The organism is Geopseudomonas aromaticivorans (assembly GCF_019097855.1).
GTDB classification, from domain to species: Bacteria; Pseudomonadota; Gammaproteobacteria; order Pseudomonadales; family Pseudomonadaceae; genus Geopseudomonas; species Geopseudomonas aromaticivorans.
On the sequence record NZ_JAHRGL010000071.1, the window covers coordinates 20,751 to 37,647 of the forward strand.

General features: G+C 60.6%; 29 protein-coding genes. 28 read left to right on the forward strand and 1 reads right to left on the reverse strand.

The window, feature by feature from the left end; genetic code table 11:
• Window positions 1-105 precede the first annotated feature (105 nt).
• From rpsJ to rplQ, 28 genes are all read left to right on the forward strand, one after another.
• On the forward strand, window positions 106-417 hold the full coding sequence (rpsJ, locus tag KRX52_RS18545; RefSeq protein WP_003186070.1) for a 30S ribosomal protein S10: 312 nt from the start codon (window positions 106-108) through the stop codon (window positions 415-417).
• Between the two features lie 87 nt (window positions 418-504).
• Complete coding sequence (gene rplC / locus KRX52_RS18550; RefSeq protein WP_217683210.1) at window positions 505-1,134, forward strand: 50S ribosomal protein L3; 630 nt, start codon at window positions 505-507, stop codon at window positions 1,132-1,134.
• Between the two features lie 14 nt (window positions 1,135-1,148).
• On the forward strand, window positions 1,149-1,751 hold the full coding sequence (gene rplD, locus KRX52_RS18555) for a 50S ribosomal protein L4 (RefSeq protein WP_217683211.1): 603 nt from the start codon (window positions 1,149-1,151) through the stop codon (window positions 1,749-1,751).
• Entirely contained in the window at window positions 1,748-2,047 is a 300-nt protein-coding gene (gene rplW, locus KRX52_RS18560; RefSeq protein WP_217683212.1) for a 50S ribosomal protein L23, read from the forward strand. Before rplD ends, rplW begins: the two co-directional genes overlap by 4 nt.
• 14 nt (window positions 2,048-2,061) lie before the next feature.
• Window positions 2,062-2,886 (forward strand): 50S ribosomal protein L2, encoded by an 825-nt coding sequence (rplB, locus tag KRX52_RS18565; RefSeq protein ID WP_217683213.1) that lies wholly within the window; start codon window positions 2,062-2,064, stop codon window positions 2,884-2,886.
• 17 nt (window positions 2,887-2,903) lie between these two features.
• On the forward strand, window positions 2,904-3,179 hold the full coding sequence (rpsS, locus tag KRX52_RS18570) for a 30S ribosomal protein S19 (RefSeq protein WP_217683214.1): 276 nt from the start codon (window positions 2,904-2,906) through the stop codon (window positions 3,177-3,179).
• A gap of 10 nt (window positions 3,180-3,189) precedes the next feature.
• Window positions 3,190-3,522 carry a 50S ribosomal protein L22 gene (rplV, locus tag KRX52_RS18575; protein ID WP_090306366.1) on the forward strand — a complete coding sequence of 111 codons (333 nt, stop codon included), beginning with the start codon at window positions 3,190-3,192 and terminating at the stop codon, window positions 3,520-3,522.
• Window positions 3,523-3,535: 13 nt separating this feature from the next.
• Window positions 3,536-4,222 carry a 30S ribosomal protein S3 gene (gene rpsC / locus KRX52_RS18580; protein WP_217683215.1) on the forward strand — a complete coding sequence of 229 codons (687 nt, stop codon included), beginning with the start codon at window positions 3,536-3,538 and terminating at the stop codon, window positions 4,220-4,222.
• Window positions 4,223-4,236: 14 nt separating this feature from the next.
• Entirely contained in the window at window positions 4,237-4,650 is a 414-nt protein-coding gene (gene rplP / locus KRX52_RS18585; RefSeq protein WP_217683216.1) for a 50S ribosomal protein L16, read from the forward strand.
• Window positions 4,650-4,841: a 50S ribosomal protein L29 gene (rpmC, locus tag KRX52_RS18590; RefSeq protein ID WP_031596249.1), complete on the forward strand. Its 192-nt coding sequence runs from the start codon at window positions 4,650-4,652 to the stop codon at window positions 4,839-4,841. The genes rplP and rpmC overlap by 1 nt, the downstream gene beginning before the upstream one ends.
• Window positions 4,842-4,843: 2 nt before the next feature.
• Complete coding sequence (gene rpsQ / locus KRX52_RS18595; protein WP_217683217.1) at window positions 4,844-5,110, forward strand: 30S ribosomal protein S17; 267 nt, start codon at window positions 4,844-4,846, stop codon at window positions 5,108-5,110.
• 22 nt (window positions 5,111-5,132) lie between these two features.
• Window positions 5,133-5,501 (forward strand): 50S ribosomal protein L14, encoded by a 369-nt coding sequence (gene rplN / locus KRX52_RS18600; protein ID WP_090306378.1) that lies wholly within the window; start codon window positions 5,133-5,135, stop codon window positions 5,499-5,501.
• Between the two features lie 12 nt (window positions 5,502-5,513).
• Window positions 5,514-5,828, forward strand: coding sequence for a 50S ribosomal protein L24 (gene rplX / locus KRX52_RS18605; RefSeq protein ID WP_217683218.1), 315 nt, complete (start codon window positions 5,514-5,516; stop codon window positions 5,826-5,828).
• Between the two features lie 19 nt (window positions 5,829-5,847).
• Window positions 5,848-6,387 carry a 50S ribosomal protein L5 gene (rplE, locus tag KRX52_RS18610; protein ID WP_217683219.1) on the forward strand — a complete coding sequence of 180 codons (540 nt, stop codon included), beginning with the start codon at window positions 5,848-5,850 and terminating at the stop codon, window positions 6,385-6,387.
• Window positions 6,388-6,400: 13 nt separating this feature from the next.
• On the forward strand, window positions 6,401-6,706 hold the full coding sequence (rpsN, locus tag KRX52_RS18615; protein WP_217683220.1) for a 30S ribosomal protein S14: 306 nt from the start codon (window positions 6,401-6,403) through the stop codon (window positions 6,704-6,706).
• Between the two features lie 172 nt (window positions 6,707-6,878).
• Window positions 6,879-7,271: a 30S ribosomal protein S8 gene (gene rpsH, locus KRX52_RS18620; protein ID WP_217683221.1), complete on the forward strand. Its 393-nt coding sequence runs from the start codon at window positions 6,879-6,881 to the stop codon at window positions 7,269-7,271.
• Window positions 7,272-7,283: 12 nt separating this feature from the next.
• Window positions 7,284-7,817: a 50S ribosomal protein L6 gene (rplF, locus tag KRX52_RS18625; protein WP_217683222.1), complete on the forward strand. Its 534-nt coding sequence runs from the start codon at window positions 7,284-7,286 to the stop codon at window positions 7,815-7,817.
• Between the two features lie 10 nt (window positions 7,818-7,827).
• The gene (gene rplR, locus KRX52_RS18630; RefSeq protein WP_217683223.1) at window positions 7,828-8,178 is read left to right on the forward strand and encodes a 50S ribosomal protein L18; all 351 of its coding nucleotides are present in this window, start codon (window positions 7,828-7,830) and stop codon (window positions 8,176-8,178) included.
• A gap of 3 nt (window positions 8,179-8,181) precedes the next feature.
• Complete coding sequence (rpsE, locus tag KRX52_RS18635) at window positions 8,182-8,682, forward strand: 30S ribosomal protein S5 (protein ID WP_217683224.1); 501 nt, start codon at window positions 8,182-8,184, stop codon at window positions 8,680-8,682.
• A 2-nt stretch (window positions 8,683-8,684) separates the two neighbouring features.
• Window positions 8,685-8,867 carry a 50S ribosomal protein L30 gene (gene rpmD / locus KRX52_RS18640; protein WP_217683225.1) on the forward strand — a complete coding sequence of 61 codons (183 nt, stop codon included), beginning with the start codon at window positions 8,685-8,687 and terminating at the stop codon, window positions 8,865-8,867.
• Window positions 8,868-8,870: 3 nt separating this feature from the next.
• A complete protein-coding gene (gene rplO / locus KRX52_RS18645; RefSeq protein WP_217683226.1) occupies window positions 8,871-9,305 on the forward strand; it encodes a 50S ribosomal protein L15 in 435 nt (144 codons plus the stop codon).
• Window positions 9,306-10,634, forward strand: a complete 1,329-nt coding sequence (gene secY, locus KRX52_RS18650; RefSeq protein WP_217683227.1) for a preprotein translocase subunit SecY — start codon at window positions 9,306-9,308, stop codon at window positions 10,632-10,634.
• Window positions 10,635-10,662: 28 nt separating this feature from the next.
• On the forward strand, window positions 10,663-10,779 hold the full coding sequence (rpmJ, locus tag KRX52_RS18655; RefSeq protein WP_014854209.1) for a 50S ribosomal protein L36: 117 nt from the start codon (window positions 10,663-10,665) through the stop codon (window positions 10,777-10,779).
• A 128-nt stretch (window positions 10,780-10,907) separates the two neighbouring features.
• Window positions 10,908-11,264 carry a 30S ribosomal protein S13 gene (rpsM, locus tag KRX52_RS18660; RefSeq protein WP_090213056.1) on the forward strand — a complete coding sequence of 119 codons (357 nt, stop codon included), beginning with the start codon at window positions 10,908-10,910 and terminating at the stop codon, window positions 11,262-11,264.
• A 30-nt stretch (window positions 11,265-11,294) separates the two neighbouring features.
• Complete coding sequence (rpsK, locus tag KRX52_RS18665) at window positions 11,295-11,684, forward strand: 30S ribosomal protein S11 (RefSeq protein WP_003093689.1); 390 nt, start codon at window positions 11,295-11,297, stop codon at window positions 11,682-11,684.
• Between the two features lie 16 nt (window positions 11,685-11,700).
• Window positions 11,701-12,321: a 30S ribosomal protein S4 gene (rpsD, locus tag KRX52_RS18670; protein WP_217683228.1), complete on the forward strand. Its 621-nt coding sequence runs from the start codon at window positions 11,701-11,703 to the stop codon at window positions 12,319-12,321.
• Between the two features lie 22 nt (window positions 12,322-12,343).
• A complete protein-coding gene (locus tag KRX52_RS18675) occupies window positions 12,344-13,345 on the forward strand; it encodes a DNA-directed RNA polymerase subunit alpha (RefSeq protein ID WP_217683229.1) in 1,002 nt (333 codons plus the stop codon).
• Between the two features lie 45 nt (window positions 13,346-13,390).
• The gene (gene rplQ, locus KRX52_RS18680) at window positions 13,391-13,780 is read left to right on the forward strand and encodes a 50S ribosomal protein L17 (RefSeq protein ID WP_217683230.1); all 390 of its coding nucleotides are present in this window, start codon (window positions 13,391-13,393) and stop codon (window positions 13,778-13,780) included.
• 154 nt (window positions 13,781-13,934) lie between these two features.
• On the opposite strand, the gene uvrA is transcribed toward rplQ, so the two are convergent.
• Window positions 13,935-16,769 carry an excinuclease ABC subunit UvrA gene (gene uvrA / locus KRX52_RS18685; RefSeq protein ID WP_217683231.1) on the reverse strand — a complete coding sequence of 945 codons (2,835 nt, stop codon included), beginning with the start codon at window positions 16,767-16,769 and terminating at the stop codon, window positions 13,935-13,937.
• Window positions 16,770-16,897 lie beyond the last annotated feature (128 nt).

Sequence of the window (16,897 nt, forward strand, 5' to 3'; positions counted from 1 at the left end):
CGTTTCTGCCCATTGGTTGACACCCTTGGGGGGCGTCCGTACAATTGCGCCTCCTTTTACCGGGCGTATTCCGTCTGGTGGGAATAGCTTGGAGTCTGAGGTCAAATGCAAAATCAACAAATCCGTATTCGGTTGAAGGCTTTTGATCACCGCCTGATCGATCAATCTACCCAGGAAATCGTGGAAACCGCGAAACGTACTGGTGCTCAGGTCCGTGGTCCGATTCCTCTGCCGACCCGCAAGGAGCGGTTCACCGTGCTGGTTTCTCCGCACGTCAACAAGGATGCGCGTGATCAGTACGAAATTCGTACTCACAAGCGTGTGCTCGACATCGTTCAGCCGACCGACAAGACCGTCGACGCGCTGATGAAGCTCGACCTTGCTGCCGGTGTCGAAGTGCAAATCAGCCTCGGCTGAAATCCAATCCAGGATTTCGGTCGTGTAACGCTCTGAAATGGGCGGCCATAGCGGGTGAAAGCCCCGTACACTCAAGAGGTACAAGACATGACTATTGGTGTAGTCGGTCGCAAGTGCGGCATGACCCGCATTTTCACCGAAGATGGTGTCTCTATTCCGGTTACGGTCATCGAAGTCGAGCCGAATCGCGTCACCCAGTTCAAGAATGAAGAGAGCGATGGCTATCGCGCCATACAGGTAACTGTTGGCGAGCGTCGCGCCTCCCGTGTGACCAAGGCGCAAGCCGGTCACTTTGCCAAGGCCAGCGTTGCTGCCGGTCGCACTGTCATGGAATTCCGCCTCGCTGGCGAAGAGTTCCAGGCTGGCGATCAGCTCACCGTTGAGCAGTTCCAGGCTGGGCAGATGGTCGATGTGACCGGTCAGTCCAAGGGTAAAGGCTATGCCGGTACCATCAAGCGCTGGAACTTCCGCGGTCAGGACAACACTCACGGCAACTCCGTATCTCACCGTGCTCCGGGTTCCATCGGCCAGTGCCAGACTCCTGGTCGAGTGTTCAAGGGCAAGAAGATGTCCGGTCATATGGGTGCCGAGCGCGTGACCGTGCAGTCCCTGGAAGTTGTCCGTGTCGATGCCGAACGCAACCTGCTGTTGGTCAAGGGCGCTGTCCCGGGTGCCACTGGCGGTGACGTGATCGTGCGTCCGGCTGCCAAGGCTTAAGGGAGATTCGAGAGATGCAACTGAATGTAAACGGTGCGCAGGCGATCGAAGTCTCCGAGCGTACCTTTGGTGATGATTTCAACGAGACCCTGGTGCACCAGGCTGTCGTTGCCTACATGGCTGGTGGTCGTCAGGGCACTCGCGCCCAGAAGACCCGTTCCGAGGTCCGTGGTGGCGGCAAGAAGCCGTGGCGTCAGAAGGGTTCGGGCCGCGCCCGTGCCGGCACCACTCGCAGCCCCATCTGGCGCTCGGGTGGCGTGACCTTCGCCGCCAAGCCGCAAGATCACTCGCAAAAGCTCAACAAGAAGATGTACCGCGCTGCCATGCGCTCGATCCTGAGCGAGCTGGTGCGTCAGGACCGTCTGGTTGTGGTCGAAGATTTTGCCGTCGACGCGCCGAAGACCAAGAGCCTGGTTGGCAAGCTGGCCGGTCTGGGTCTGAGCGATGTGCTGATCGTGACCGACGCGGTAGACGAGAATCTGTACCTGGCAGCTCGCAACCTGCCGTTCGTCGACGTGCGCGACGTTCAGGGTTCCGACCCGGTCAGCCTGATCGCCTACGACAAGGTGCTGGTCACCGTGTCCGCCGTGAAGAAATTCGAGGAGCTGCTGGGATGAACCAGGAACGCGTATTTAAAGTGCTGGTTGGCCCGCACGTCTCCGAGAAGGCCACCACCCTTGCCGATGGCAAGAGCCAGTTCGTTTTCAAGGTTGCCACTGATGCAACCAAGCTGGAAATCAAGAAGGCCGTCGAAACCCTGTTCAACGTTAAGGTGGAGCGCGTAAGCACCCTGAACGTCAAGGGCAAGACCAAGCGCACTGCCCGTGGTTTCGGCAAGCGCAACGACTGGAAAAAGGCGTACATCGCCCTCCAGCCGGGCCAGGATCTCGATTTCGCCAGCGGCGCTGAGTAAGGTAGGAGTGCATCATGGCAATCGTTAAATGCAAGCCGACTTCCGCTGGCCGTCGTTTCGTGGTCAAGGTGGTCAATTCCGACCTGCACAAGGGCGCTCCGTACGCTCCGCTGGTTGAGAAGAAGAGCAAGACCGGTGGTCGTAACAACAACGGTCGCATCACCACTCGCCACATCGGTGGTGGTCACAAGCAGCACTATCGTCTGGTCGACTTCCGTCGCAACGACAAAGATGGCATTCCTGCCACTGTCGAGCGTATCGAATACGATCCGAACCGTACTGCCCACATCGCTCTGCTGAAGTATGCAGACGGCGAGCGTCGCTACATCATCGCGCCGAAGGGCGTGAGTGCTGGCGATCAGCTGGTCTCCGGCGCCCATGCGCCGATCAAGGCCGGCAACTCCATGCCGCTGCGCAACATTCCGGTCGGTTCCACCGTTCACGGTATCGAGCTGAAGCCGGGCAAGGGTGCTCAGATCGCGCGTTCCGCTGGTGCTTCGGTACAGCTGGTCGCTCGTGAAGGTGCCTATGTAACCCTGCGTCTGCGTTCCGGCGAGATGCGCAAGGTCCTGGCCGAGTGCCGCGCGACCATGGGCGAAGTCTCGAACTCCGAGCACAGCCTGCGTTCGCTGGGTAAGGCCGGCGCCAAGCGCTGGAAGGGCATCCGTCCGACCGTTCGTGGTTCTGCCATGAACCCGGTTGACCACCCGCATGGTGGTGGTGAAGGTCGTACCTCTGGTGGCCGTCATCCGGTGTCGCCGTGGGGCTTCCCGACCAAGGGCGCGAAGACCCGTTCCAACAAGCGCACCGACAACATGATTGTCCGTCGCCGCAAGTAACGTAGAGGGATACGACAGTGCCGCGTTCTCTGAAAAAAGGTCCGTTCATCGATCTTCATCTGATCAAGAAGATCGAAGTGGCGGTAGAAAAGAACGACCGTAAGCCGATCAAGACCTGGTCGCGTCGTTCGATGATTCTGCCGCAGATGGTCGGTCTGACCATCGCCGTGCATAACGGTCGTCAACATGTCCCCGTTCTGGTGAACGAAGACATGGTCGGCCACAAACTGGGCGAGTTCGCCGCTACCCGCACCTATCGCGGGCATGCAGCAGACAAGAAAGCCAAGCGTTAAGGGGTAGGAAATGGAAGTAGCCGCTAAGTTGTCGGGCGCTCGCATCTCCGCCCAAAAAGCCCGCCTGGTCGCTGACCAGATCCGTGGCAAGAAGGTTGGTGAGGCGCTCAATCTGCTGGCTTTCAGCAACAAGAAAGCCGGCGCCATCATCAAGAAAGTGCTTGAGTCGGCCGTGGCCAACGCCGAGCACAACGAAGGCGCAGACGTGGATGACCTGAAGGTTTCCACCGTTTTCGTCAACGAAGGGCGTTCGCTGAAGCGCATCATGCCGCGAGCCAAAGGCCGTGCTGATCGCATCGTCAAGCGGTCTTGCCATATCACTGTCAAGGTTGCGGACAAGTAACGGAGTCGATCAGATGGGTCAGAAAGTACATCCCACTGGCATTCGCCTGGGCATCGTCAAGGAGCACACCTCCGTCTGGTACGCAGATAAGCGCACTTACGCCGATTATCTGTTTGCCGATCTGCAGGTTCGTGAGTACCTCCAAGACAAATTAAAAAGCGCGTCCGTGAGCCGTATCGAGATCGCTCGTCCGGCTCAGACTGCACGCATCACCATCCACACCGCTCGTCCCGGCATCGTGATCGGCAAGAAAGGTGAGGACGTTGAGAAGCTGCGTCAGGAACTGACCAAGCAAATGGGTGTGCCGGTGCACATCAACATCGAAGAGATCCGCAAGCCGGAGCTCGACGGTATGCTGGTTGCGCAAAGCGTAGCTCAGCAGCTGGAGCGCCGCGTCATGTTCCGTCGTGCGATGAAACGCGCGGTACAGAACGCCATGCGTATTGGTGCCAAGGGCATCAAGATCCAGGTGAGTGGTCGTCTGGGCGGCGCGGAAATCGCCCGTACCGAATGGTATCGCGAAGGTCGTGTGCCGCTGCACACCCTGCGTGCCGATATCGACTACGCCACCTACGAAGCGCACACCACCTACGGTGTGATCGGTGTGAAGGTTTGGATCTTCAAGGGCGAGGTCATCGGTGGCCAGCACGAAGAGCTCAAGCCGCAAGCGCCTGCGCCTCGCAAAAAAGCTGCTAAGTAAGAGGAGTACGCAACATGCTGCAACCCAAGCGTACAAAATTCCGCAAGCAGATGACCGGCCACAACCGTGGTCTGGCTCAGCGCGGTAGCAAAGTCAGCTTCGGCGAGTTCGCGCTGAAGTCTGTTAGTCGTGGTCGCCTCACTGCTCGTCAGATCGAGTCTGCGCGTCGCGCCCTGACCCGTCACGTCAAGCGTGGCGGCAAGATCTGGATTCGCGTGTTCCCCGACAAGCCTGTCACCAAGAAGCCCCTGGAAGTTCGTATGGGTAAAGGTAAGGGTTCTGTCGAGTACTGGGTATGCTTGATCCAGCCGGGCAAGGTCCTGTACGAGATCGAGGGTGTATCCGAAGAGATGGCTCGCGAGGCTTTCGCCCTGGCGGCTGCAAAGCTGCCGCTCGAGACCACCTTTGTTAAGCGGACGGTGATGTGATGAAAGCGAATGAACTTCGTGAAAAATCCGCGGAGCAGCTGAACGAGCAATTGCTCGGCCTGCTGCGCGACCAGTTCAATCTGCGCATGCAGAAAGCAACTGGCCAGTTGGGGCAGTCTCACCTGCTCTCGCAAGTGAAGCGCGACATCGCTCGCGTGAAAACTGTGCTCAACCAGCAGGCAGGTAAGTAATCATGGCTGAAGCTCAGAAGACCGTCCGTACGCTGACTGGCAAAGTCGTCAGCGACAAAATGGACAAGACCATCACCGTCCTGATCGAGCGTCGCGTCAAGCACCCGATCTACGGTAAATACGTGAAGCGCTCGACCAAGCTGCACGCCCACGACGAAACCAACCAGTGCCGCCTGGGTGACCTGGTCACCATTCGCGAGACTCGTCCGCTGGCCAAAACCAAGGCCTGGACCCTGGTCGAAGTCGTCGAACGTGCCGTGGAAGTCTAAGGACTAAGGGTCGGAGAAAGATATGATTCAGACTCAATCCATGCTCGACGTCGCTGACAACAGCGGTGCCCGTCGCGTCATGTGCATCAAGGTCCTTGGTGGCTCGCACCGTCGTTACGCCGGTATTGGCGACATCATCAAGGTGACCGTGAAGGAAGCAATTCCGCGCGGCAAGGTGAAAAAAGGCCAAGTGATGAGCGCGGTCGTAGTCCGCACCCGTCACGGCGTGCGCCGTCCGGATGGTTCCATCATCCGCTTCGATGGCAATGCTGCGGTCCTGCTGAACAACAAGCAGGAGCCCATCGGCACCCGTATCTTTGGCCCGGTGACTCGCGAACTTCGTACCGAGAAGTTCATGAAGATCGTCTCCCTGGCCCCCGAAGTACTCTAAGGAGTAGCCGTCATGCAAAAGATTCGTCGTGACGACGAAGTCATCGTCATCGCCGGCAAGGACAAGGGCAAGCGTGGCAAGGTGCTGAAGGTGCTCGCTGAAGACCGTCTGGTCGTCGGCGGGATCAACCTGGTCAAGCGCCACACCAAGCCGAATCCGATGTCGGGCGTTCAAGGCGGTATCGTCGAGAAAGAGGCGCCGCTGCACGTTTCCAACGTTGCGATCTTCAACGCTGAAACCAACAAGGCTGATCGCGTTGGCTTCAAGGTCGAAGACGGCAAGAAAATTCGTGTCTTCAAGTCCACCCAGAAGCCGGTTGGCGCTTGAGAATCATAGGTAAAACACCATGGCACGATTGAAAGAGATTTACCGGAACGAACTCGCTCCCAAGCTGAAGGAAGAACTGCAGCTTGCAAACGTGATGGAGATTCCGCGCATTACCAAAATCACCCTGAACATGGGTCTCGGCGAAGCGGTCGGTGACAAGAAAGTCATCGAACATGCAGTTGCCGACATGGAAAAGATCTCCGGCCAAAAGCCGGTGGTCACCATGGCTCGCAAGTCCATCGCCGGCTTCAAGGTCCGCGAAGGCTGGCCGATCGGTGTCAAGGTGACTCTGCGTGGCGAGCGCATGTACGAGTTCCTGGATCGTCTGATCACCATCTCCCTGCCGCGCGTGCGTGACTTCCGCGGCCTGAATGCCAAGTCCTTCGACGGTCGTGGCAACTACAGCATGGGCGTGAAAGAGCAGATCATCTTCCCGGAAATCGATTACGACAAGATCGATGCGCTGCGTGGCATGGACATCACCCTGACCACCACCGCCCGTACCGATGATGAAGGCCGTGCGCTGCTGCGCGCCTTCAAATTCCCGTTCCGCAACTGATTGGAGTAGGAACATGGCCAAAACGAGCATGAAAAACCGTGAGCTGAAGCGTCAGCAAACGGTAGCGAAGTACGCCAAAAAGCGTGCCGAGCTGAAAGCTGCCATTGCCAGCCCGAACTCCACTCCGGAGCAGCGCTGGGAAGCCCTGGTAGCCCTGCAGAAGCAGCCGCGCGACGCGTCGGCCAGCCGTCTGCGCAACCGCTGCCGCATCACCGGTCGTCCGCACGGCTACTACCGCAAGTTCGGCCTGAGCCGTAACAAGCTTCGTGAAGCCGCCATGCGTGGTGATGTACCGGGTCTGGTCAAGGCCAGCTGGTAAAACGTTGCTCCCGGAGCAGTCCGGGAGCCGCGTCGAACGAATCAAGCCCCGCATGGGGCTTGATTCGTTTTTGATCAGTCTCTAGAATGTCTGGCTCGCCTGAGCCTGGTCTTTCCAGGTGGCGGGCAAATATGGCCGAAAGGCTTTTTTTTGTTTCAGGAGCATCAAGCCCATGAGTATGCAGGACCCGTTAGCGGACATGCTAACTCGTATCCGTAATGCCCAGATGGCTGAGAAGACCGCGGTAAGCATGCCGTCTTCCAAGCTGAAGGCAGCAGTTGCCAAGGTCCTCAAGGACGAAGGCTACATTGCGGATTTCCAGGTCAGCGGCGACATCAAGCAGCAGCTGTCCATCGAGCTCAAGTATTTCGAAGGCAAGCCTGTCATCGAAGAGCTCAAGCGTGTGAGCCGTCCCGGCCTGCGCCAGTACAAGGCTGTCGAGCAGCTGCCGAAAGTTCGCGGCGGTCTCGGCGTTTCCATCGTCTCCACCAACAAGGGTGTGATGACGGATCGTGCTGCTCGCGCTGCCGGTGTCGGTGGCGAAGTGCTCTGCACCGTATTCTAAGGGGGGATCAGCATGTCTCGCGTTGCTAAGAACCCCGTCAAGCTGCCTGCCGGTGTCGAAGTTCAGTTGGCCGGTCAGCAGCTTTCGGTGAAGGGTGCCAAGGGCGCTCTGGAGCTGAAGGTGCATCCTTCGGTTGAAGTGATTCATGAAGCCGGTGAGCTGCGCTTTGCTGCGCGCCACGGTGATCAGCAGAATCGTGCCATGGCCGGTACCACCCGCGCCCTGGTAAACAACATGGTTGTGGGTGTCAGCGAAGGCTTCCAGCGCAAGCTGCAGCTGGTCGGCGTCGGCTACCGTGCCCAAGCTAAAGGTCAGATCCTGTCGCTGGCCCTCGGCTTCTCGCATCCGGTCGAGTACGAACTGCCGGAAGGCGTCACTGCGGAAACCCCGAGCCAGACCGATATCCTGATCAAGGGTATCGACAAGCAAGTGGTTGGTCAGGTGGCTGCCGAAATTCGTGACTTCCGTCGTCCGGAGCCTTACAAAGGCAAGGGTGTGCGTTACGCCGACGAAGTAGTCCGTCGTAAAGAAGCCAAGAAGAAGTAGGGCATAGCAAATGAGCGACAAGAAAGTTATCCGTCTGCGTCGCGCTCGCCAGGCACGCCTGAAGATGCGCGAGCTGGTAGCAGTACGCCTTTGCGTGTACCGCTCTTCCCAGCACATGTACGCCCAGGTCATCTCGGCCGACGGCGCCAAGGTCCTGGCCAGCGCCTCGACTCTGGACGCAGAGCTGCGTGGCGCTGCCACCGGCAACGTCGAAGCTGCCAAGAAGGTTGGCCTGCTGGTCGCCGAGCGCGCGAAAGCCGCTGGTGTCACCCAGGTGGCATTTGACCGTTCTGGCTTCAAGTACCACGGCCGTGTCAAGGCACTGGCCGATGCTGCTCGTGAAGGCGGGCTGGAGTTCTAAGTTATGGCTAATAACGAGCAGAAGCGCGACGAAGGCTACATCGAGAAGCTGATCCAGGTTAACCGCGTTGCCAAGACCGTGAAGGGTGGTCGTATCTTCACCTTCACAGCCCTGACCGTGGTTGGTGACGGCAAGGGTCGTGTCGGTTTCGGTCGCGGCAAATCCCGCGAAGTGCCTGCTGCCATCCAGAAAGCGATGGAAGCTGCACGCCGCAACATGATCCAGGTCGATCTGAACGGCAGCACCCTGCAGTACCAGATCAAGTCTGCCCATGGCGCCTCCAAGGTGTACATGCAGCCGGCTTCGGAAGGTACCGGCGTCATCGCCGGCGGCGCCATGCGTGCCGTCCTGGAAGTGGCTGGTGTGCAGAACGTTCTGGCCAAATGCTACGGTTCGACCAACCCAGTGAACGTGGTTCATGCCACCTTCAAGGGTCTGAAGAACATGCAGTCTCCGGACTCCGTGGCGGCCAAGCGTGGCAAGCGTGTCGAGGAGATTCTCTGATCATGTCGAATGCCAAGATCAAAGTCACTCTGATCAAGAGTGTGATCGGTCGTCTGGCCAATCACAAGGCGTGCGTCAAGGGTCTCGGCCTGCGTCGCATCAACCACACCGTAGAAGTCATTGATACTCCCGAAAATCGCGGGATGATCAACAAGGCCTACTACCTGCTGCGTGTGGAGGGTTAATCCATGCAACTGAACGATCTGCGTTCCGCGCCGGGTGCCCGTCGCGAAAAGCTGCGTCCGGGCCGTGGTATCGGTAGCGGTCTGGGCAAGACCGGTGGCCGTGGCCACAAGGGTCAAACCTCTCGCTCCGGCGGCAAGATTGCCCCCGGCTTCGAGGGTGGCCAGCAGCCGCTGCACCGCCGTCTGCCGAAGTTCGGCTTCACCTCCCTGAAAGCCATGGATCGTGCAGAAGTGCGCACCTCCGAGCTGGCCAAGGTGGAAGGCGATGTCGTTACTGTGCAGGCTCTGAAGGACGCCAATCTGATCAACCAGCACGTACAGCGCGTGAAAGTCATGCTGTCCGGCGAAGTTGGTCGTGCGGTCACCCTGAAAGGTATCGCCGTCACCAAGGGTGCACGTGCGGCTATCGAAGCAGCTGGCGGCAAAATCGAGGACTAAATGGCTAAGCAAGGTGCTCTCTCCGCGCTCAGCAATGGCGGGCTGTCCGAGCTCTGGGCTCGTTTGCGTTTCCTGTTCATGGCGATCATCGTCTATCGAATCGGCGCGCACATCCCGGTGCCCGGGATCAATCCTGACCGGCTGGCGCAGCTGTTCAAGCAGAACGAGGGGACCATTCTTAGCCTGTTCAACATGTTTTCCGGTGGTGCGCTGGAGCGCATGAGCATCTTTGCATTGGGGATCATGCCGTACATCTCGGCGTCGATCATCATGCAGCTCATGAGCGTGGTCAGCCCGCAGCTGGAGCAGTTGAAGAAGGAAGGTGAGGCTGGCCGTCGCAAGATTAGCCAGTACACCCGCTACGGCACTGTTGCCCTGGCGTTGGTCCAGGCCATCGGCATGTCCGTTGGTCTGGCCGGTCAGGGTGTAGCCTTCAGCGCCGATTTCGGCTTCCACTTCGTGGCGGTCACCACCTTCGTGGCGGGTGCCCTGTTCATGATGTGGCTGGGTGAGCAGATCACCGAGCGCGGTATCGGCAACGGCATTTCGATGCTGATCTTTGCCGGCATCGTGGCCGGTCTGCCCTCGGCGATCGGGCAGTCTTTCGAGTCTGCACGGCAGGGCGATATCAATATCTTCGCCCTGATCGCCATCGGTCTGCTGGCGGTAGCGATCATCGGTTTCGTGGTGTTCATCGAGCGTGGTCAGCGCCGCATTGCGGTGCACTATGCCAAGCGTCAGCAGGGCCGCAAGGTCTTCGCGGCGCAGACCAGCCACCTGCCGCTGAAAGTGAACATGGCCGGTGTGATTCCGGCGATCTTTGCCAGCAGCATCCTGCTGTTCCCGGCCTCCCTGGGTGCCTGGTTCGGCCAGGGTGAGGGCATGGGCTGGATGCAGGACGTCGCGCAGGCCATCGCTCCCGGGCAGCCGTTGAACATTTTGCTGTTTAGTGCGGGGATCGTTTTCTTCTGCTTCTTCTATACGGCACTGATGTTCAACCCGAAGGATGTGGCGGAAAACCTGAAGAAGTCCGGTGCGTTCATTCCGGGTATCCGTCCCGGCGAGCAATCCGCGCGCTACATCGATGGCGTGCTGACGCGCTTGACCATGTTCGGTGCTCTGTACATGACGGCCGTGTGCCTGCTGCCCCAGTTCCTGGTGGTGGCGGCCAACGTGCCATTCTACCTTGGCGGGACCTCGTTGCTGATCGTCGTGGTGGTTGTGATGGACTTCATGTCCCAAGTACAATCGCACCTCGTTTCGCACCAGTACGATTCCCTGATGAAGAAAGCCAACCTGAAGGGCTATGGCGGCGGCATGCTCCGCTGATCAACCCGTAAGGTTCGAGGAGTTGGTGATGAAAGTTCGTGCATCGGTTAAAAAGCTGTGCCGCAACTGCAAGATCGTTCGCCGTGAAGGCGTCGTTCGTGTGATCTGCAGCGCAGAGCCGCGCCACAAGCAGCGCCAAGGCTGAGTGTGATCTGCGAACCAACCCGGCAGCTAGTGTGCTGCCGGGTTGATTATTTGTTATTACAGCGTTAAGATCTGCGCCCTTTTCTTGGCTTCCGGGGCGCGGATAGCTGTCAATTGGAGTTTTTCTGAATGGCCCGTATTGCAGGCGTCAACATTCCGGATAACAAACACACTGTTATCTCGCTGACCTACATCTATGGTGTCGGTCGCACTACCGCGCAGAGCATCTGTGCGGCCACCGGGGTCAACCCGGCGGCGAAGATCAAAGATCTCTCTGACGAGCAGATCGAGCAGCTGCGTGGCGAAGTCGCCAAGCTCACCACCGAAGGTGACCTGCGCCGCGAAATCAACATGAACATCAAGCGCCTGATGGACCTCGGTTGCTACCGCGGCCTGCGTCATCGTCGCGGTCTGCCGGTTCATGGTCAGCGCACCAAGACCAACGCCCGTACTCGCAAGGGTCCGCGCAAGCCGATCCGCAAGTAATCGCATCCGCGAATCGACAGGAATATAGTCATGGCAAAACCTGCTGCTCGTCCTCGTAAGAAAGTCAAAAAGACAGTGGTTGATGGCATCGCCCATATCCACGCGTCTTTCAACAACACCATCGTGACCATCACCGACCGTCAGGGCAATGCTCTGTCCTGGGCGACCTCGGGTGGTTCCGGTTTCCGCGGCTCGCGTAAGAGCACTCCGTTCGCTGCCCAGGTTGCAGCCGAGCGTGCCGGTCAGGCCGCTCTGGAGTACGGTCTGAAGAACCTCGACGTCAACGTCAAGGGTCCCGGTCCGGGCCGTGAATCCGCTGTGCGTGCTCTGAACGCCTGCGGTTACAAGATTGCCAGCATCACCGACGTGACGCCGATCCCGCACAACGGGTGCCGTCCGCCGAAGAAGCGTCGCGTGTAATAGGAGACAGTGAAGAATGGCTCGTTACATTGGTCCCAAATGCAAACTGTCCCGTCGCGAAGGCACTGACCTTTTCCTCAAGAGCGGCGCTCGCGCCCTCGAGTCGAAGTGCAACATCGAAGCGGCCCCTGGTATCCACGGCCAGCGTCGTGGTCGCCTGTCCGAGTATGGCACCCAGCTGCGTGAAAAGCAGAAAGTTCGCCGCATCTACGGTGTGCTGGAGCGTCAGTTCAGCGGTTACTACAAGGAAGCAACCCGTCGCAAGGGTTCGACCGGCGAGAACCTGCTGCAGCTGCTCGAGTGCCGCCTGGACAACGTCGTATACCGCATGGGCTACGGTGCCACCCGCGCCGAATCCCGTCAGCTGGTTTCGCACAAGGCCATCACCGTCAACGGTCAGACCGTCAACATCCCGTCTTACCAAGTCAAGGCTGGCGACGTAGTCGCTATCCGCGAGAAGGCCAAGAACCAGCTGCGTATCGCTCAGGCTCTCGAGCTGTGCGCCCAGCGTGGCCGCGTTGAGTGGGTGGAAGTTGATGCCGAGAAGAAGTCCGGCGTGTTCAAGAGCGTGCCGGCTCGCAGCGATCTGTCCGCTGACATCAACGAAAACCTGATTGTCGAGCTCTACTCGAAGTAAGAGCTAGAAAATAGGTGCATCCATGCAGAGTTCGGTAAATGAGTTTCTGACCCCCCGTCATATCGACGTTCAGGTGGTCAGCCCGACCCGCGCCAAGATCACGCTCGAGCCTCTCGAGCGCGGTTTTGGTCACACACTGGGCAACGCGCTGCGTCGCATCCTGTTGTCCTCCATGCCTGGCTGTGCAGTGGTTGAGGCTGAAATCGATGGCGTACTCCACGAGTACAGCGCCATCGAGGGTGTGCAGGAAGATGTAATCGAGATCCTGCTCAACCTGAAAGGCCTGGCCATCAAGCTGCACGGTCGCGATGAAGTGACTCTGACCCTGGCGAAGAAGGGCTCGGGCGTGGTGACCGCTGCCGATATTCAGCTGGATCACGATGTCGAGATCGTCAACGGTGATCACGTGATCGCCCACCTGGCGGACAACGGCGCCCTGAACATGCGCATCAAGGTGGCGCGCGGCCGTGGCTATGAGCCCGCCGACGCCCGCCAGAGCGACGAGGATGAAAGCCGCAGTATCGGCCGCCTCCAGCTCGATGCCACGTTCAGCCCGGTGCGCCGTCTGGCCTACGTGGTGGAAAGCGCCCGTGTCGAGCAGCGGACCAACCTGGACAAGCTGGTTCTCGACCTGGAAACCAACGGTACCCTCGATCCCGAAGAGGCCATTCGTCGTGCCGCGACCATCCTGCAGCAGCAGCTGGCCGCGTTCGTCGATCTCAAGGGTGACAGCGCGCCGGTGGTGGAAGAGCAGGAAGACGAGATCGATCCGATCCTGCTGCGCCCTGTCGACGATCTGGAACTGACCGTGCGTTCGGCCAACTGCCTCAAGGCAGAGAACATCTACTACATCGGTGACCTGATTCAGCGCACCGAAGTAGAGCTGCTCAAGACGCCGAACCTGGGCAAGAAGTCCCTGACCGAGATCAAGGACGTTCTGGCTTCCCGCGGTCTTTCCCTCGGCATGCGCCTCGACAACTGGCCGCCGGCAAGTCTGAAAAAGGATGATAAGGCGACTGCCTGATCGTCCCCAATCACCGAACTCAAGGTTTGGTAAGGAATTTCAATCATGCGTCATCGTAAAAGTGGCCGTCATCTGAGCCGCACCAGCGCCCACCGCAGTGCCATGTTCCAGAACATGGCGGTGTCGCTGTTCGAACACGAGCTGATCAAGACCACCCTGCCCAAGGCGAAAGAGCTGCGTCGCGTTGCCGAGCCGCTGATCACCCTGGCCAAGGTTGACAGCGTTGCCAACCGCCGTCTGGCTTTCGACCGTACCCGTTCGAAGGAAATGGTCGGCAAGCTGTTCAACGAGCTGGGCAAGCGCTACGCCAACCGTCCGGGCGGCTACCTGCGCATCCTCAAGTGCGGTTTCCGCGCTGGCGACAACGCCCCCATGGCGTACGTCGAGCTGGTTGATCGTCCGGTTGCCGGTGCTGTGGAAGCAGCTGCCGAGTAAGTTCGGGTGATTCACAAGAAACCGGGCCCTGTGCCCGGTTTTTTGTTGCCTGCGTTTTCTGCTCGGGGCAATTCTGGCCGTCATTCGGCGCACGGATACGACAAGGCCGGGCTTTCATGCCCGGCCTTGTCGTTGGTGGCGGGAGGCGCGGGGCCTAGCTCCTCTCCCGCTCCAGCAGCGGTTTGAGGAAATGCCCGGTGTGCGACTGCGGCATGGCCGCCACCTGCTCCGGTGTGCCGCTGGCGATGATCTGCCCGCCGCGCGAGCCGCCCTCTGGGCCGAGGTCGACCAGCCAGTCGGCGGTCTTGATCACGTCGAGGTTGTGCTCGATCACCACCACCGTGTTGCCGTGGTCGCGCAGGCGGTGCAGGACGTCGAGCAGTTGCTGGATGTCGGCGAAGTGCAGGCCGGTGGTCGGCTCGTCGAGGATGTACAAGGTTTTCCCCGTATCGCGCTTGGACAGCTCGCGCGACAGCTTGACCCGCTGCGCCTCGCCGCCGGACAGGGTGGTCGCACTCTGGCCGAGCTTGATGTACGAGAGGCCGACGTCGATCAGCGTCTGCAGTTTGCGCGCCAGCGCCGGTACCGCATCGAAGAAGGCGCGGGCCTCCTCGATGGTCATTTCCAGCACCTCGTGGATGTTCTTGCCCTTGTACTTCACCTCGAGGCTTTCGCGGTTGTAGCGCTTGCCCTTGCACACGTCGCAGGGCACGTAGATGTCCGGCAGGAAGTGCATCTCCACCTTGATCACGCCGTCGCCCTGGCAGGCCTCGCAGCGGCCGCCCTTGACGTTGAAGGAGAAGCGCCCCGGGTTGTAGCCGCGCGAGCGCGATTCCGGCACGCCGGCGAACAGCTCGCGGATCGGCGTGAACAGACCGGTGTAGGTGGCCGGGTTGGAGCGCGGCGTGCGACCGATCGGGCTCTGGTCGATGTCGACCACCTTGTCGAGATGCTGCAGGCCGTCGAAGGATCCATGTGGCGCCGCCTCCAGCGTGGTGGCGCCGTTCAGTGCGGTGGCAGCCAGCGGGAATAGGGTGTTGTTGATCAGCGTCGACTTGCCGGAGCCGGACACCCCGGTGACGCAGGTGAACAGGCCGACGGGGATTTCCAGGTCGACGTTCTGCAGGTTGTTGCCGCGCGCCCCCTTGAGCCTGAGCAGTTTCTGCGGGTTGGCTGGCGTGCGCGCGGCCGGGTAACGGATCCTTTCGCGTCCGGACAGGTATTTGCCGGTCAGTGAGTCGGGGTGGGCCATCACCTCGGCCGGGGTGCCTTCAGCGACGATGCGCCCGCCGTGCACGCCGGCGCCGGGGCCGATGTCGACCACGTAGTCGGCCAGGCGGATGGCGTCCTCGTCGTGCTCGACCACGATCACCGTGTTGCCGAGGTTGCGCAGGTGGGTGAGGGTGGCCAGCAGGCGTTCGTTGTCGCGCTGGTGCAGGCCGATCGACGGCTCGTCGAGGATGTACATGACGCCGACCAGGCCGGCGCCGATCTGGCTGGCCAGGCGGATGCGCTGCGCCTCGCCGCCGGACAGGGTGTCGGCGCTGCGATCGAGGGTCAGGTAGTCGAGGCCGACGTTGACCAGGAACTGCAGGCGTTCGCGGATTTCCTTGAGGATCTTCTCGGCGATCTCGCCGCGGCGGCCGCTCAGCGCCAGTTCGGCAAAGTAGCCGCAGGCATCGCCCACCGGCAGGGCGGTGACCGCGGGCAGGGTCTTGTCGCCGACCCATACATGGCGCGCCTCGCGGCGCAGGCGGGTGCCGCGGCAGTCCGGGCAGGCCTGGGTGCTGAGCAACTTGGCCAGCTCCTCGCGCACGCTGTTCGATTCGGTCTCGCGGTAGCGGCGCTCCAGGTTGGGCACGATGCCCTCGAACGGGTGGGCGCGCCTGACGATGTCGCCGCGGTCGTTGAGGTAGCGGAACTCCACCTCCTCGCGGCCGCTGCCGTGCAGCAGGGCCTTCTGCACGGCCACCGGCAGGTCGTCGAACGGCTCTTCCAGGCTGAAGCCGTAGTGCGCAGCCAGCGAGCCGAGCATCTGGAAGTAGTAGACGTTGCGCCGGTCCCAGCCGCGGATCGCCCCCTCGGTCAGGGTCAGCTCGCCGTTGACCAGCCGCCGCGGGTCGAAGAACTGCTTCACGCCCAGGCCGTCGCAGCTCGGGCAGGCGCCGGCCGGGTTGTTGAAGGAGAACAGCTTGGGCTCCAGCTCGCTGATCGAGTGGCCGCAGTGCGGGCAGGCGAAGCGCGCGGAGAAGATGGTTTCCTCGCCTTCCTCGCCGTCCATGGGGGCGACCAGGGCGATGCCGTCGGCCAGCTGCAGGGCGGTCTCGAAGGACTCGGCCAGCCGCTGCTGCAGGTCGCTGCGCACCTTGAAACGGTCCACCACCACGTCGATGCTGTGCTTCTTCTGCTTGTCGAGCTTGGGCAGCTCGTCCAGCTCGAAGAGCTTGCCGTTGACCCGTGCGCGCACGAAGCCTTGGGCGCGCAGCTCCTCGAACACCGACAGGTGCTCGCCCTTGCGCTCGCGCACCACCGGGGCCAGCAGCATCAGCTTGCTACCCTCGGGCAGGGCCAGCACTTGGTCAACCATCTGGCTGACCGTCTGCGCCTCCAGCGGCACGTCGTGGTCCGGGCAGCGCGGCGTGCCGACGCGGGCATAGAGCAGGCGCAGGTAGTCGTAGATCTCGGTGATGGTGCCGACCGTGGAGCGCGGGTTGTGCGAGGTGGACTTCTGCTCGATGGAGATCGCCGGCGACAGGCCCTCGATGGTGTCGACGTCGGGTTTCTCCATCATCGACAGGAACTGGCGGGCGTAGGCGGACAGCGACTCGACGTAGCGGCGCTGGCCCTCGGCGTACAGGGTGTCGAAGGCCAGCGACGACTTGCCCGAACCGGACAGGCCGGTGATCACGATCAGCTTGTCGCGCGGCAGGGTCAGGTCGATGTTTTTCAGGTTGTGGGTACGTGCCCCACGAATCAGGATCTTGTCCACTGCGGCCTCGCATGGCGGGCGGAAACCCACGAGTATACGGCCGCGTTCGGCCGAGCGGCAAAGCGCCGCGCCTGTGCCGGCGCACGCGGTGCTGCTAGAATCGTGCCCCCGTTTTTCGAGGTGTTGTC